13 protein-coding genes are annotated in these 14733 nt (G+C 55.2%); 2 read left to right on the top strand and 11 right to left on the bottom strand.

Going from position 1 to position 14733, the window contains the following annotated elements; translation table 11 throughout:
* Positions 1-117: 117 nt before the first annotated feature.
* Genes araD through yiaK form a run of 8 tightly spaced genes read right to left on the bottom strand, consistent with a single transcriptional unit; the run spans position 118 to position 7679 of the window.
* Entirely contained in the window at positions 118-816 is a 699-nt protein-coding gene (gene araD, locus PYR66_00740) for an L-ribulose-5-phosphate 4-epimerase (protein ID WEF28298.1), read from the bottom strand.
* Entirely contained in the window at positions 810-1670 is an 861-nt protein-coding gene (locus PYR66_00745; GenBank protein ID WEF28299.1) for an L-ribulose-5-phosphate 3-epimerase, read from the bottom strand. Before PYR66_00745 ends, araD begins: the two co-directional genes overlap by 7 nt.
* On the bottom strand, positions 1663-2325 hold the full coding sequence (gene ulaD / locus PYR66_00750) for a 3-keto-L-gulonate-6-phosphate decarboxylase UlaD (protein ID WEF28300.1): 663 nt from the start codon (positions 2323-2325) through the stop codon (positions 1663-1665). The genes PYR66_00745 and ulaD overlap by 8 nt, the downstream gene beginning before the upstream one ends.
* Positions 2325-3827 carry a carbohydrate kinase gene (locus PYR66_00755; protein ID WEF28301.1) on the bottom strand — a complete coding sequence of 501 codons (1503 nt, stop codon included), beginning with the start codon at positions 3825-3827 and terminating at the stop codon, positions 2325-2327. Before PYR66_00755 ends, ulaD begins: the two co-directional genes overlap by 1 nt.
* Before the next feature lie 49 nt (positions 3828-3876).
* The gene (locus tag PYR66_00760; GenBank protein WEF28302.1) at positions 3877-5196 is read right to left on the bottom strand and encodes an MFS transporter; all 1320 of its coding nucleotides are present in this window, start codon (positions 5194-5196) and stop codon (positions 3877-3879) included.
* A gap of 44 nt (positions 5197-5240) precedes the next feature.
* Positions 5241-6170 (bottom strand): DUF4862 family protein, encoded by a 930-nt coding sequence (locus PYR66_00765; protein WEF28303.1) that lies wholly within the window; start codon positions 6168-6170, stop codon positions 5241-5243.
* Between the two features lie 34 nt (positions 6171-6204).
* Positions 6205-6669 (bottom strand): YhcH/YjgK/YiaL family protein, encoded by a 465-nt coding sequence (locus PYR66_00770; protein WEF28304.1) that lies wholly within the window; start codon positions 6667-6669, stop codon positions 6205-6207.
* Between the two features lie 11 nt (positions 6670-6680).
* A complete protein-coding gene (yiaK, locus tag PYR66_00775) occupies positions 6681-7679 on the bottom strand; it encodes a 3-dehydro-L-gulonate 2-dehydrogenase (GenBank protein ID WEF28305.1) in 999 nt (332 codons plus the stop codon).
* A gap of 217 nt (positions 7680-7896) precedes the next feature.
* On the opposite strand from yiaK, the gene yiaJ reads away from it, so the two are divergent.
* Positions 7897-8715, top strand: coding sequence for an IclR family transcriptional regulator YiaJ (gene yiaJ, locus PYR66_00780; protein ID WEF28306.1), 819 nt, complete (start codon positions 7897-7899; stop codon positions 8713-8715).
* Positions 8716-8816: 101 nt separating this feature from the next.
* Here yiaJ and avtA read toward each other — a convergent pair whose 3' ends face one another.
* Both avtA and PYR66_00790 read right to left on the bottom strand, forming a co-directional pair.
* Positions 8817-10073: a valine--pyruvate transaminase gene (gene avtA, locus PYR66_00785; protein WEF28307.1), complete on the bottom strand. Its 1257-nt coding sequence runs from the start codon at positions 10071-10073 to the stop codon at positions 8817-8819.
* A 174-nt stretch (positions 10074-10247) separates the two neighbouring features.
* Positions 10248-12278: an alpha-amylase gene (locus PYR66_00790; GenBank protein ID WEF28308.1), complete on the bottom strand. Its 2031-nt coding sequence runs from the start codon at positions 12276-12278 to the stop codon at positions 10248-10250.
* 313 nt (positions 12279-12591) lie between these two features.
* On the opposite strand from PYR66_00790, the gene PYR66_00795 reads away from it, so the two are divergent.
* On the top strand, positions 12592-13419 hold the full coding sequence (locus tag PYR66_00795; protein WEF28309.1) for a protein bax: 828 nt from the start codon (positions 12592-12594) through the stop codon (positions 13417-13419).
* Between the two features lie 44 nt (positions 13420-13463).
* On the opposite strand, the gene PYR66_00800 is transcribed toward PYR66_00795, so the two are convergent.
* Positions 13464-14642: a XylR family transcriptional regulator gene (locus PYR66_00800; protein ID WEF28310.1), complete on the bottom strand. Its 1179-nt coding sequence runs from the start codon at positions 14640-14642 to the stop codon at positions 13464-13466.
* Positions 14643-14733: the final 91 nt, after the last annotated feature.

Raw genomic sequence — 14733 nt, forward strand, 5'->3', positions numbered from 1 at the left:
GCGAATGAGGCTCCGGTACATATAATTTCCCGGCTCGCGCGGCGCTTAGCCGGGCTACTGAGTCAGTTTGGTAGCCCGGATAAGGCGTTAGCCGCAATCCGGGGAGCCCGGTGGGCATTAGCGTTGCCCGTAATAGGCATGAGCGCCGTGTTTACGCAGATAGTGTTTATCGAGCAGTTCAGGTTGCATATCCGGCAGTTGCGGCGCAAGCTGGCGCGAGAATAGCCCCATATAGGCGCATTCTTCGAGGACGACGGCATTGTGTACAGCATCGGCGGCATTTTTGCCCCATGCGAATGGGCCGTGTGAATGCACTAACACCGCTGGGATCTGCATGGGATCGAGATCGCGAGTTTCGAAGGTTTTAATGATGACCTCGCCGGTTTGATACTCATATTCACCGTTAATCTCATCAACGGTCATCAGGCGGGTGCAGGGGATCGCGCCATAAAAATAATCAGCATGCGTCGTGCCCCAGGCTGGCAGATCCAACCCCGCCTGCGACCAGATCGTCGCATGGCGCGAATGGGTGTGGACAATACCACCGATTTGCGGGTAGCGGCGGTACAGCGCAAGATGCGTTGGCGTATCGGAAGAGGGCTTTTTATCGCCTTCAACGATATGACCGCTGGCGATATCGACAACCACCATGTCTTCGGCGCGCATCACGTCGTACTCGATCCCGGATGGCTTGATGACCATCAGCTTTCGCGTTTCATCAACGGCGCTCACGTTGCCCCAGGTGAACGTCACCAACTGGTGCGCTGGCAGCGCGAGGTTGGCGGCTAATACTTCGGACTTCAATTGTTCTAACATGTGAAACCTCCTTCCTGCATCCGCGCTTCTATCCAGTGGCGTGCCTGAATAATGTCCATAACCGGTTCTTTGGCTTTTTCTGTCCACATTTCAATTAAGAACGAACCGCGATAGTTCAGCTCATGCAGCGTTTTGAAGATGCCGACGAAATCGACACAACCTTCACCGAAAGGGACATCGCGGAACTGGCCTGGTGATTGTGGGGTCACGGGCAGCGTGTCTTTCAGATGGATCGCGGCAATGCGGTCGATGCCCAGTTTCAGCTCGGCGGCGACGTCGTTGCCCCAGGCGCTGAGATTGCCGACATCCGGGTAGACGCTGAACCAGGGCGAAGCGAGCATGTCGTCCCACTTTTTCCATTTGCTGATGGAGTTCATAAATGCGGTATCCATGATTTCTACCGCCAGCATGACCTGCGCCGCCGCGGCCTGTTCGACCGCCCATGCCAGCCCCTCGGCAAAGCGCTGCTGCGTGCCGTCGTCGTGTTCTTCGTAATAAACGTCATACCCTGCTAACTGAATGGTGCGGATCCCCAAATCGCGGGCCAGCTGAATGGCTTTGGTCATAATGTCGCGCGCCCGCTGGCGGGTTGGCTCATCGCGACTGCCAAAAGGGAAACGACGGTGGGCAGACAAGCACATTGATGGAATGGCCACGCCGGTTTCCAGCATGGCCGCGACCAGCGAGGCGCGCTGGGTTGCGCTCCAGTCCAGGCGCGACAGGCGTTCGTCGGTTTCATCTACCGACATTTCGACGAAATCAAAGCCGCAGCTTTTCGCCAGCACCAGGCGTTCCGGCCAACTGAGGTTCTTTGCCAGCGCTTTCTCATAGATACCTAATGGGTGCTTACGCATGCTGTTCTCCCCAGATGGCGTCTATTTGGGCGTGAAAATCGGCAGCAACCTGCGCAGGCTGCGCTGCGCCTGCCAGCGCGCGTCCGGCGATGAATGCTTTGACGTGAATATCGCTAAACAGCGCTAAATCGGCCGGCGTGATGCCGCCGGTAATCGATAGCTGCAGACCGATGTCCGACAGCGCTTTCATTCGCGCCAGATCCGCAGCGCCCCACTGTTGGCCGCTGGCCTGCGCATCGCGGCCGCGATGATAAATCGCCTGACGAACGCCGATACGGTACCAGTCGCGCGCGTCATTCAGCGTCCAGTTACCGAAGAGCTCGATCTGAATATCGCCGCCGCAGGATTGCGCAACGGCATGGCCTTTTTCAACGGTGGCCAGCGGCGCGGCGCAGATGATAGTCATCCAGTTTGCGCCTGCGGCAAAGGCTTGCTGAGCGAGGGTTTCTCCAGCATCGGCGACTTTCCAGTCGGCGACGATAATTTTATCCGGACACTGGGCGCGTAGGGCTTTCACTACGCTCAGGCCTTCGGTAAGGCACAGAATGGTGCCTGCCTCCACGATATCAACGTGATGGCGCAACAGGGCGACATCGCGCTGGGCGGCTTCAAGGCCGGTATGGTCGAGCGCCAGTTGCAGTAGTGGTCGGCTCATTATGCGTACTCCTTAATACGGGCGTGGTAGCCCTGTAATGCGGTAATTAATTCCTGGTATTGGCGGTATTTGCGCTGATAAAGGCGGTGTGCGGCCATATCGGGCAGCAGGGTTCGCACGGGGTGCTGCAAGGTGCGTAAGGCTTCACTGAAGTTGCGATAGACGCCGGTGCCGACGCGGGCGGCAAGCGCGGCGCCAAAACAGCCGGTCTCCTCAATCTGCGGCAGTTCGACGCGCAGGCCGCTGACGTCCGCCAGCATTTGCATCCACACATCGGAGTGCGCCGGGCCGCCGGTGACGCGCAGAGTTTGCACCGCGGTGAAACGCTCGCGCATGCGGTTGAGGTGTGTCATGTGGCTGAAGATCACGCCTTCATACACCGCCTGTAGCAGATGCGCGCGGGTGTGCATTGCCTGCATGCCGTAAAAACCGCAGGTCATCTCCAGCCCCGCGTTGCTGCCGTAGAGAAACGGTAAAAAGAAGAGTTCGCTACCGGCTTTTGGCAGGCTGGCGACGGCCTGATTAATCTCCGTAAACGAGGTCTCGCCCCACTGGGCGGTAAACCATTCGAGATTGCCGGAAGAGGTGGGGCTGGCTTCGTGAACGATGTATTCGCCGTCATTGACGAAGCGGCCATAGACGTAAGGGTGGGCTTCATGCTGGCGTAATCCGTGAGTGATCCCGCTGGTCACCGCCCAGGTTCCCATCACCGCATTGAGCACGGATTCATCGTTGAGGCCCGCGCAGAGCGCGGTGGAAACCACATCAAACAGGCCGCCGACGACGGGTGTTCCCGCTACCAGACCGGTGATGGCGGCCGCCTGAGCGGTGATTTCCCCGCATATTTCTGCTGAACCGACGATCGGCGGCAACGCCTCGTCAATTTCGCTAATGCCCAGCCACTGCGTCAGACGCGGGTCAAATTGCCCGCTGGTCATGTTGTAGAGATTGGACTCGGAAATGTTGCTCTCTTCGCAGCCTTTTACGCCGGTTAAACGCCAGCGTAGATAATCGTGGGCCATCATCACGCAGCCGATTTGCGCATAGCGTTGCGGTTCATTCTCTTTCAGCCAACACAGCAGGGAAGCGGGGTGCCCGGTCCACAGCGTCTGGCGGGTGAGAGGATAAAGCCGTTCGGGGATCCCATCCTGTTGCCAGCGCTGGACGATGTCTAACGCCCGGCGGTCAGAAGAGAGCATGGCGTGACCCAAGGGATGGTCCTGTTTATCGAGCAGAAACAGCCCCTTCCCCTGAGCAGAGATGGCGATGCCTTTGATTTGCTTACCGTTGACGCCAGCGGCTTTGAGTAATGTGGCAATCGTTTCATGGCAGCACTGCCAGAGCCGATCCATGTCCCGTTCGGCGTACCCCGGTTGCGTGCTAAGGGTGCGTAAAGGACAGCGTTCGACGCGGCGCTCTTCGCCCTGGTGGTTATATAAACCGGCTTTTAGATAAGTACCGCCACAATCGATACCCAACCAGAAGGTCTCTTTTTCACTCATCTTTGTATTCCAGTTTTGCCGGATGACGCGACGCCATCCGGCACGGTTTTTAGGCTGCGTGTTTACGTGGATTCATGGTCTTTGCGGGCGCCGCGCCAGCATCGCATTTCGCTGGCAGCAGCACCGCCATCAGGGCTGCCAACGCCAGTGAAATAGCCAGGCAATAGACGCCGGCATCTTTGCTGTAGAGGGTGATCAGCACGCCGACGGCGTAAGGGCCGCAGAAACCGCCGAGATTACCAAGGGCGTTGATGACCCCACGGGCGCCGCCAGCCATTTCGGCGCTAAACAGGCGCGCCGGGATGGTCCAAAACACGCCAGCGGCGGATTGCAGGAAGAATCCGCAGCCGACCAGCGCGGCATAGGCCAGCCAGATCTGGCCTTTAAGCGCCACGGAGAGGAACATGCATAGCGCGAAACCGATCAGCGGCAGGCAGACGAATAGTTTGCGCTTGCCGGTACGGTCGGATAGCGAGGAGAAAAGGAACATTCCGGCGATTGCGCCGACGTAGGGCAATATGGCGAGCATGCCGACTTGCCCCATGCTGCTGTGGGTCAGCTCTTTAAGAATGGTGGGCAGCCACAGGGTGTAGCCGTAAATCCCGGTTTGATAGAAGAAGTTAAGGGCGATGAGCTGCCACATTGTTTTGTCTGAGAGTACCGCGCCGAGCGAGGCGTTTTTGACCTCGGTGCCGGCAATGGCCTGTTGCTCCGCCGCCAGCGTCTCAACCAGATAGGTTTTTTCCGCTTCCGATATCCAGCGCGCTTCCTGCGGGCGGTCGTAGACGGTATACGCCCACAGCGCCAGCACCACCACCGATAGCAGACCTTCAATAATGAACAGCCAGCGCCAGTCGAGTACGGTAATAATCCATCCTGATAGCGGGGCGGTGATGATCCCGGCAATCGGCACAAACATAATGACAATCGCGTTGGCGCGACCGCGTTCCGCATCCGGGAACCAGTTGCTGATCATCGTTAGCACCACCGGCAGCATGCCACCTTCCGCGACCCCCAATAAGAAGCGCAGCACCAACAGTTGATACTGATTGGTGATTAAGCCGGTCAGTACGGAAATAATGGCCCAGGCGACCAGTGACCAGCCGATAAATTTCTTGCCGCTGCCGTGAACGGCAATTTTTCCGCCGGGAACTTGTAAAAATAAATAGCCAATAAAGAAAATACCGCCAGCGAGTCCGGCCATGGTGGCGGAAATACCTAATTCGGCATCCATACCGCCCGGCATCGCGAACGCGATATTAACGCGGTCCATATAAGAAATAATACAGGCAATGAGAATCGGCGGGATAATTCTCAGCCAGCGCTGACGCGGGATATCATTTGCTGTAGGGCGAGAGGTCATGTTCATATTAATATTCTCATGGAGTAAATATTATGACAATGAAAGTGTTATTATTGTTTTGCATCATGTAATGCAGAGATACCGTCACGCAATATGGCTACGCGATGGTTAACATCGGCATCAGCATTTATTTCCAGTAATTTAATACCGGCAAATTGCAGCGGTTTTCCGGCGGCACAGGCGAAAATATCTTTGGCATGCTGCACGGTCATCAGGCTTTGCGGACAGAAGGGGGCGAATGGCGCATGTAAATCTTGCCATTCGCCGTACTCACCTTCCAGAGTGGTGCCGGAAAACATCAGCGCCCCCAGTTTCCCCGCCTTTTTAACCTGCTGCGCATGCGCCAATGGCAACGCGATATCGCGCCCTTCAATGGCCGAACGCGCCCAGTTAACGCAGACGCTCACCTCATAATCGGCAATCACCTCCAGCACGTTATTCAGCGGTAAGAACCCCTTGCGCGGCGCCGGGCCGTTCATCGCGTCACAGTGCTCAAGCACCAGATCGCAGGGCCAGTCCCAGCCGGCGATTTCTTTTAATGAACGGGCAAAAGCGTCCGTTGCCTGGACGATATCTGGGTTGCCCGCCAGCGGCGCGGCGTGTAACTCAAGCGCGCTCACTTTTCCTGCGTGAATACCATTGATTTTGTTAATTTTGCGATGAAGATGGCGGTAGTAATCAACGCAGGCCAGCCGCTGCTGTTCATCGCTGGACGCCAGGCCGAATCCTGCGTTTTCACTGCGGCGGCGCATGGTTTCCATAATGGCGGTAACCACAAATTGCCAGCTATCCGGCGTATGGCGTAACAGCCATTCATCGCCCAGAGGATGAATATGCTCAAGACATGGCTGCTCTATTCCCCGGATATCTGGGGTATCGGCGAGTTGTCGCCAGAATTCCTTCTCTTCCTCTTCACTCTTTTGGTGAAATGAGGGTGCACAGGGATACGCACCGATAATATAACCGGTAGTGGTTTTCATTTTGTGCTCCTGCTAATGAATGAGACTGTCTTTTTTATAAAACGCTGATGGCTACCTTAACGACGATTTTTCTAATAGGGGTGGCGGTGGTTTTAATACATCCAGGGCGATGCACATCTTGTGGAAAGAATATGGCATAGCTGCCCGGTATCATTTCAATAAAGGATTCATGTTCACTATCGTGATAAAAAATAATGTCGCGCTGAGCTAATAATGATTCGCTGACCTGGTTATTCCCATGGTCAATGGCGATCCCTATTTTTTCTTCACCGGAGGCGAGAAACTGGATATCTAAATAACGACGATGGACCTCCGGGCGGTTTTCTGCCGCCTCGCGGGTGGTTAAATCGATAATCTGCGCAAAAATATGCTTCCCGTCGATTTCGACGACGCCAGGCTGCTGGTGGCGAAAATCGGTGGTGCGTAGAAAGTCGAGAGCCTTTTCAATCGCTGCCGGTAGGCGGCAGGGGTTAGGTTGTGAAATATGGCCGAGGATCATAGTCGTTCTCCCTACAGTGCCTGAATTTTGGCCCATACGCTGTCGTCAACGGTGATCCCGTTACGGCGGTTTTCGTCCAGGAGTCGCGTGAATTCGTGACCCGGCAGGCGGACTGCGACGTTTTCATCGGCGCGTTCGGCAGTGGTGATAAAGTCCATGATCCGCTGCAGCTTGGCATCGCGAGTCTTGCCATCAATCAACTTATCTACCTCAATGGCGATAAAAATCTGCGATACCCCATACTCATCGCTGTTGTCCTGGGTGACTTCAGCAACGGAGGATCCGTTGGACAGCAGGGTGGCTATCATATCCAGCACAATCGACAAACCGGAGCCCTTCCAGTAGCCCATCGGCAGGATGCGGCGGTTCTGCTCGATGACGCCCGGTTCTTTCGTCAAATGACCTTCATCGTCAAACCCGCCATCCACCGGCAGCGTGCGGCCTGCCAGACGGTTAACTTCCAGCATGCCGTAGGAGAACATCGACATCGACATATCAACCATGGTGATGGGCGTTGATGGGATCGCCACGATCAGCGGGTTGGTGCCGATTCGACATTCTTTGGAACCCCATGGCGGCATCACGGCGATGGAGTTGGTCCAGCAGATACCGATGTAGCCTTTTTCCGCCGCCTGCCAGCCGTAGCTGCCGCCGCGCATCCAGTGGTTGGCATTGCGTAAAGCCACCAGGCCAATGCCGTGATCGGAAGCTAATTCAATGGCGCGATCCATCATCTTTTTCGCCGTCAGATTGCCTATTGAACGCCGGGCATCCCACTGCTCAATAGCGCCGAGGCTGGTGACGCGCTGGGGTTTAGCCTGCGGAATGATATCGCCGTTGTCTAACTGCTGAATAAAGCGAGGAAACCGATTGACGCCATGGGAATAGACGCCGGATTCCGTGGTACGGGCAAACATTTCTGCACAGGCATCGGCGGTATCCGCCGCGACGCCACGTGAGATTAATACCCGATTGAACGCCTCTTTCAGCTGCGCAAAAGTTACTTTCATCCCCGTTCTCTCCTTAAGTCATGAACGATTTTTTATCTTTACATTTCACATTATGAAATCTGGTTCCAAATATAACGATCAAGTTTTGACAGATCAACGGCAAGTGCTATTTTTAAAAATCATTAAAATCAGCATGTTGTGTTTTTTCGGTTCAGATCGTGAACTGAACCACACTTTGCGCTACCATCAGAGCGCGATAAAAAAGGAAGCCGAAGCGATGGGCACAAAAGAGAGTGAAATGACGCAAGAGAAAGAGAGGCCAGCCGGAAGTCAGAGCCTGTTCCGCGGGTTAATGCTGATTGAGATCCTCAGCAACTATCCAAACGGCTGTCCGTTGGCGCATTTGTCTGAATTGGCGGGGTTGAATAAAAGCACCGTGCATCGGTTGCTACAGGGTTTGCAATCCTGCGGGTACGTGACGCCAGCGCCTGCCGCCGGGAGTTACCGGCTGACCACCAAATTTATTGCCGTTGGCCAAAAAGCGCTGTCATCGCTGAATATTATTCATGTCGCTGCGCCGCATCTTGAAGCTTTAAACATTACCACCGGCGAAACGGTGAACTTCTCCAGTCGTGAAGACGACCATGCGATTCTGATTTATAAGCTGGAACCAACCACCGGCATGTTGCGTACCCGTGCTTATATTGGCCAGCATATGCCGTTGTATTGCTCCGCGATGGGGAAGCTTTACATGGCATTCGGCCATCCTGACTACGTGGCCAGCTATTGGGAGAGTCACCAGGATATTATTCAGCCGCTGACCCGTAATACCATCACGGGCCTCCCGGCGATGAACGATGAACTGGCGCAGATCCGTGAGCGTAATATGGCGATGGACCGTGAAGAGAACGAACTCGGCGTCTCCTGCCTGGCAGTGCCGGTATTCGATATTCACGGCCGCGTGCCTTATGCCATCTCTATCTCACTATCGACTTCGCGCCTGAAACAGGTTGGCGAGAAAAACCTCCTTAAGCCATTGCGCGACACGGCAGAGGCGATTTCCCGCGAACTGGGTTTTGTGGTTCGTGAAAGTTAAGGCAGCGGGTGAAATTTTGCTGGATATTTGCCTGAAGCGCCGCCGCTGGGCGGCGCAGGCAATGTAACGTATTCCCGGACAGGTTTGGCCGGGAAACGCAATCAGGCGTCTTGTTCCTGCCAGGCGCGTTCAATCTCTTCGGCAAGAATTTTGACTCCCGCCTCGATTTTCTCCGGGTCCGGCACGTAGTTCATACGCATGCACTGATGTGTATGCGGCCAGGGTTTGTCTAATCCCGGGAAGAAGTAGTCGCCCGGCACCATCAGCACGCCGCGTTTCTTCAGACGCTGATACAGCAGTTCGGTGGAAATCGGCAGATCTTTAAACCACAGCCACAGGAAAATGGCGCCTTCCGGCTTGTGAATCAGGCAGCGTTCTTCCGGCAAATAGCGGCGAATGGTGGCAATTGTCTCGTGAACGCGCTGATAATAGAACGGTTTGATCACTGTCTCTGACAGGCGCAGCAGGTCTTTGCGTTTAATCATTTCGCACATCATCGCTGGCCCAATGCCGCCAGGGGCGAGGCTGATGATGCCGTTCATATTGCTGATGGCGGTGATGATTTTCTCGTTGGCGATGATAATCCCGCAGCGGGTGCCCGGCAGACCGAGCTTGGACAAGCTCATGCACAGCACGATGTTGGGGTTCCACAGCGGACGCGCTTCGCTAAAGATAATTCCCGGGAAAGGCACACCGTAGGCGTTATCGATCACCAACGGCACGCCGTGCTGGTTGGCAAGGGCGTCCAGCTTGATGAGTTCTTCGTCGGTAATGACGTTGCCGGTCGGGTTGGTTGGCCGGGAGACGCAGATCATCCCCGTCTCGTCGGTAACCTGCAGGTGTTCGAAGTCCACATGGTACTTAAACTGGCCTTCCGGCAGCAGTTCAATATTGGGACGGGTGGCGACGAACAGATCCTCTTCCAGCCCGGCATCCGCGTAACCGATATATTCCGGGGTCAGCGGGAACAGCACCTTGCGGGTGGTGCCATCGGCGCGGCGGCCGGCAAACAGGTTAAACAAGTAGAAAAACGCGCTCTGACTGCCATTTGTCAGTGCAATATTCTGTGGTTCGATCTCCCAACCTAATTCTTCGCGCAGCATTTGCGCCAACAGGGTCAGAAGCTCGCTTTTCCCCTGCGGACCATCATAATTGCAAAGCGCATCAAGGGCTTTGCCGTTATCCAGCATATCGGCCAGTAGGCTATTGAAGTACTCATTCATCTCTGGGATTTGTGCGGGGTTACCGCCGCCCAGCATGATCGCGCCCGGTGTGCGCAGGCCGTCATTAAGGTCTTCCATCAAGCGGGTGATGCCTGAATGACGGGTGAATTTGTCGCCGAAAAGTGAAAATGTCATTGCGGATATTCTGTTGGTCTTTCTGGAAAGGGAATAACCATAACGCCAGCGTCAGCGCGGTGCAAATCGGTGCGGGAGAACGTGATTGTCGCTTTGTTCTGCTGATGGTGGATTTATTAGCGGTTTATGCTAAAAAGGCACCTCGTCAGCGGCGAGGCGCCCGGTAAGCGTCTGCTATTGCTGGCCAGCCCAGATAACCATCACTTTATCCTTACCGCTTTCGCGCACGAAGCCGTAGCCTTGCGCGAGCGTCAGCGTATTTTGTTTACCGCTGCCAATTGCCGGGTGGCGGGCGCGGAAGCGGGCGATTTTTTGCCAGTGCGCGACGCTCGCGGACGCGTTGTCGGCAACATCCTGCCAGTTCATATCCGAACGGGTGCCTTGCAGCGGATCGGAACCAGTGGGGCCGAATGGGCGCGAAGACTCATCACCATAGAAGATTTGCACGGCCCCCGGCGCGAGTAATAACAGCTCCGCCGCACGGCTGCCGCCTTCGCGGAACAGGCGCGTATCGTGCGAGGAGAGATAGCTCAGTACGTTGAAATCCTGCAGTTTTTCCGCCATCTGCTGCCAGGTCGCGTCCATGTTCGCCAGGCAGTCCGCTGCTTTTGCCGCCTGATCCTGGTAATCAAAGTTAATCATCGCGTCAAAGCCGTGGCGATAGTAGTCGCTCTGCATCACGCCGTGACCCCAGGCCTCGCCGGTCATCCAGAACGGCGTATTATCCAGCGCTTTCTGCGGATTGGCCTTTTTCCACGCTTCCAGCGCCGCTGTCGCCTGCGTTTTGAGCTGCTGCCAGGCGTCCAGCTCGACGTGTTTGGCGGTATCGACGCGGAAGCCGTCAATACCATAGTCGCGTACCCATTGGCTGAGCCAGTGGGTGAGATAGTCTCGTGGAGTGTAACCGGCTATCTCTTTGGCAGCGGTATCTGGCTTGTGGCGATAGAAGTTAGGCAGCCCGGAAGGGGTTAGTGATTCGGTTTTCAGATCCGGTAGAAAAGCCAGCGACATGGTGAGATCGTCGAAACCGGGGTTGTCGTAATCGCCGATATCGGTGCGGATCCATTTTTTCCCCCACCATTTTTCCCAACCCGCTTTATCGCTGAAGTTGATGTAATCGTTAAAGCTGTGCCAACTTTGCCCCGGTGCGGGCTTCCAGTTGGTCCAGCGTTCGCCGAGCGTTTTTTTCAGCTCATCGCCTTGAAGGTACAGCGAGCCGAACTGAAATTCCTGCATATCGGCAAGCGTGGCGTAACCGGTGTGGTTCATCACGATATCGAATAGCACGCGAATACCGCGCTGGTGAGCTTCGTCGACCAGGCGTCGGAGGTCGGTCTCGTCACCCATATTGGCGTCCAGACGAGTCCAGTCCTGAGTGTAGTAACCGTGATAGGCATAGTGGGGGAAATCGCCTTTGGTTCCGCCGCCGACCCAGCCGTGAATTTGTTCCAGCGGTGAGCTAATCCATAGCGCATTGACGCCAAGTTGCTGGAGATAGTCCAGCTTGCTGGTCAGCCCTTGCAGGTCGCCGCCGTGGAAGGTGCCAATCTCCTGCATGCCATCTTTATGGCGGCCGTAGCTGTTGTCGTTAGCCGGATTGCCGTTGACGAAGCGATCGGTCAGAACAAAATAAACCGTAGCGTTATGCCAGTTAAATGGCGCGCTCGCGGCGCTTTCTACCGCTTCAAGCAGGAGGAGCCCGTTGCTGTCGGCGGCGGGTTGCAGGGAGATTTTCCCATTGCTGACCGTAGCAATGTCGCCGCTATAAAAATCGCGGACCTGGCTGCCTTCGGCGAAGGTCTGAGCGACGTTGAGCGTCAGCGGTTTACCATCCCATTTTGGGCACTGGCGCAGCTGCGGCTGTATGCTGGCGGCTTCCTGTTCCGCCAGCGACAGCATCAACGTTGGCGTACCGGATCGGGTATCGACTTCCAGCGTATAGCGCCCGTCGCGGAAAACCCGCCACTGCGGCGGCGTGCCGCGACAGGGTTCCAGCGACAGCATCTGATTGAGTTTTATCGCCCCTGCGGGCTGCCAGCACTGTTGGTCAAAACTTATTTGCAAGGGGCGAATACCCTTCGTCACCTCATTTTGCGTCGCGAAGCGGCCTGAGCCCTGTTCGGTGAAAGCGGGGAAATCTGCGGTTGTCCAGGCGGCAAAGGCCACCCCGGGTAGCAGTAACGAGGCGAGTGCAGCGAGTTTCATACCCAATTCCTTTAAGCGGTTTATGACAGTGTGCCCGCACGCCAGATGGTTGAACTCATCCTGCCTGCCGTTTTGTGGGGAGGATAAACAGGGGTGAGTGATTTAGTTCAAAAAATGAGCTATAAATGAGACGGAGCTAGCATTTCTGCGCCTTCGCGGCGGCGCAGAAACCGATTTCAGATGACAGCAATTAGGAATTGGACTATTTCTCTTGATGCTCTCTCTGGGTATTTTTGATACTATTCGCGATTCAACTATCGATTTTTTGCGAAAAACAAGGTGTTGGAATGATTAAATCCGACCAGGAGACCTAATGATATCGATTCCCATGCGACGATATGGGGCTGCGATACTCATGTTACTTACCTGTATTTTTTCAGGTAGTGTGCTGGCGACAACACACACAGCAACAAAGAGTCATAAAGCCTCAGTAGTTAAGAAAGTTCATAAGCCCAGTAGTATCAAGGTTAGCAGTAAACAAGAGTATTCTCGCAATAGTGTAAAGAGCAGTTCACTTCCTGATTTGCGAAAATACCCTTCCGGAACACCAAGGAAAAAAGCGTTTCTCCGGACGGTTATGCCTTACATTACAAAGCAAAATCAGGCGATTACAGCCGACCGCAACTGGCTGGTATCCAAACAGTACGACGGCCGTTGGTCGCCGAGCGAGCAGGCGCGTCTGAAAGATATCGCCTCACGCTACAAGGTGAAGTGGTCTGGCAATACTCGCCATATACCATGGAACCCGCTGCTTGAGCGCGTCGACATTATTCCTAACAGCATGGTGGCGACGATGGCTGCTGCGGAAAGCGGTTGGGGTACTTCGAAGCTGGCGCGTGAAAACAACAATCTGTTTGGTATGAAGTGCGGCGGCGGTAACTGCCGCGGCGCGATGAAAGGCTACTCTCAGTTTGAATCTGTGGAGCAGTCTGTTCAGGCCTATGTTAGAAACCTGAACACGCATCCGGCCTATTCGTCCTTCCGTAAGTCCCGTGCGCAGCTGCGTAAGACGGACCAGGAAGTGACCGCCAGCACCATGATTCATAAGCTGAAGGGCTATTCGACCCGAGGGTCGAGCTATAACAACTACCTCTTCGCGATGTATCAGGACAATCAGCGCTTAATTGCCGCTCATATGTAATGCTCAATGCCCGGCGCGCTAGCCCGGGCATTTTTCTTTGCGTGCTACATCATCACTTCACTGTGCCGGTCGCGGTACTCCTTCGGCGTGACGTCATACTCTTTTTTAAATACCGAATAGAAATACTGCAGCGACGGGTAGCCGCACATCTGTGAAATCTCATTAATCGACAGGGTCGTGGAGACCAATAGGCTGCGGGCTTTTTCCAACTTCTCGCTATGGATCACCGTGTGAATGGTCTCGTTAACCTCTTCTTTAAAGCGTTTCTCCAGGTTGGAACGGGAAATACCGACAGCATCAAGTACCTGCTCAACCTTAATGCCTTTGCAGGCGTTATTGCGGATATAGTGCATCGCCTGAATCACGGCAGGGTCGGTGAGCGAGCGGTAATCGGTGGAGCGCCGCGCGATGACGCGCATTGGCGGCACCAGTTGGCGCTGTAGCGGCAGCGCTTCGTTTTCCAGTAAACGGTGCAGTAGTTTCGCTGCCTGGTGGCCCATCTGCCGGGTACCTTGCGCGACGGAAGAGAGCGCGACGCGGGAGAGATAGCGAGTGAGCTCCTCGTTATCGATGCCGATGACGCAGAGTTTTTCCGGCACCGGAATATGCAGCCGCTCACAGGCCTGCAGAACATGGCGGGCGCGAGCGTCGGTGACGGCGATGATGCCGGTTTGCGGGGGGAGGGTTTGCAACCAGTCGGCGAGCCGGTTTTGCGCATGCTGCCAGTTCTCCGGCGCGGTCTCCAGTCCTTGATAGACCACTCCACGGTACTTCTCTTTGGCGACCAACTGGCAGAATGCATGTTCGCGCTCCACTGCCCAGCGTTTGCCGCTTGAGGTGGGCAGGCCGTAAAAAGCGAAGCGGTGCACCCCTTTTTCTTTCAGATGCAGGAAGGCGCTTTCAACCAGCGCGGCGTTATCGGTGGCGATGTAGTGGACCGGCGGATAGCGCTCTGGCTGATGATAAGAACCGCCGACGCCGATAATGGGCACGTTAACGTCCGCCAGCAGTTTTTCAATTTCGGGGTCGTCGTAGTCGGCGATAACGCCATCGCCTAGCCACTCCTTGATGTTCTCGATGCGTGCGCGAAAATCCTCTTCGATAAAAATATCCCATTCCAGTTGCGCTGCTTGTAGATACTCGCCAACACCTTCGACAACCTGGCGGTCGTAAGCTTTGTTCGCGTTAAATAACAGTGTAATGCGGTGACGCTTTTCAAACATGGACTGTGTTCCTGCTTTCATGCCAGCAATACAATACCGGCGAATGCCCGAACGATTTCAAGCTTCTTGTCGCGAAGTTTGGCGGTGGCGC

Origin of the sequence: Klebsiella aerogenes (assembly GCA_029027985.1) — a bacterium.
Taxonomy (GTDB): Bacteria; Pseudomonadota; Gammaproteobacteria; order Enterobacterales; family Enterobacteriaceae; genus Klebsiella; species Klebsiella aerogenes_A.

Bases quoted from the DNA above. Each gene is read 5' to 3' on its own strand.
- araD (WEF28298.1), bottom strand. From the start codon at position 816: ATGTTAGAACAATTGAAGTCCGAAGTATTAGCCGCCAACCTCGCGCTG.
- PYR66_00745 (WEF28299.1), bottom strand. From the start codon at position 1,670: ATGCGTAAGCACCCATTAGGTATCTATGAGAAAGCGCTGGCAAAGAAC.
- ulaD (WEF28300.1), bottom strand. From the start codon at position 2,325: ATGAGCCGACCACTACTGCAACTGGCGCTCGACCATACCGGCCTTGAA.
- PYR66_00755 (WEF28301.1), bottom strand. From the start codon at position 3,827: ATGAGTGAAAAAGAGACCTTCTGGTTGGGTATCGATTGTGGCGGTACT.
- PYR66_00760 (WEF28302.1), bottom strand. From the start codon at position 5,196: ATGAACATGACCTCTCGCCCTACAGCAAATGATATCCCGCGTCAGCGC.
- PYR66_00765 (WEF28303.1), bottom strand. From the start codon at position 6,170: ATGAAAACCACTACCGGTTATATTATCGGTGCGTATCCCTGTGCACCC.
- PYR66_00770 (WEF28304.1), bottom strand. From the start codon at position 6,669: ATGATCCTCGGCCATATTTCACAACCTAACCCCTGCCGCCTACCGGCA.
- yiaK (WEF28305.1), bottom strand. From the start codon at position 7,679: ATGAAAGTAACTTTTGCGCAGCTGAAAGAGGCGTTCAATCGGGTATTA.
- yiaJ (WEF28306.1), top strand. From the start codon at position 7,897: ATGGGCACAAAAGAGAGTGAAATGACGCAAGAGAAAGAGAGGCCAGCC.
- avtA (WEF28307.1), bottom strand. From the start codon at position 10,073: ATGACATTTTCACTTTTCGGCGACAAATTCACCCGTCATTCAGGCATC.
- PYR66_00790 (WEF28308.1), bottom strand. From the start codon at position 12,278: ATGAAACTCGCTGCACTCGCCTCGTTACTGCTACCCGGGGTGGCCTTT.
- PYR66_00795 (WEF28309.1), top strand. From the start codon at position 12,592: ATGATATCGATTCCCATGCGACGATATGGGGCTGCGATACTCATGTTA.
- PYR66_00800 (WEF28310.1), bottom strand. From the start codon at position 14,642: ATGTTTGAAAAGCGTCACCGCATTACACTGTTATTTAACGCGAACAAA.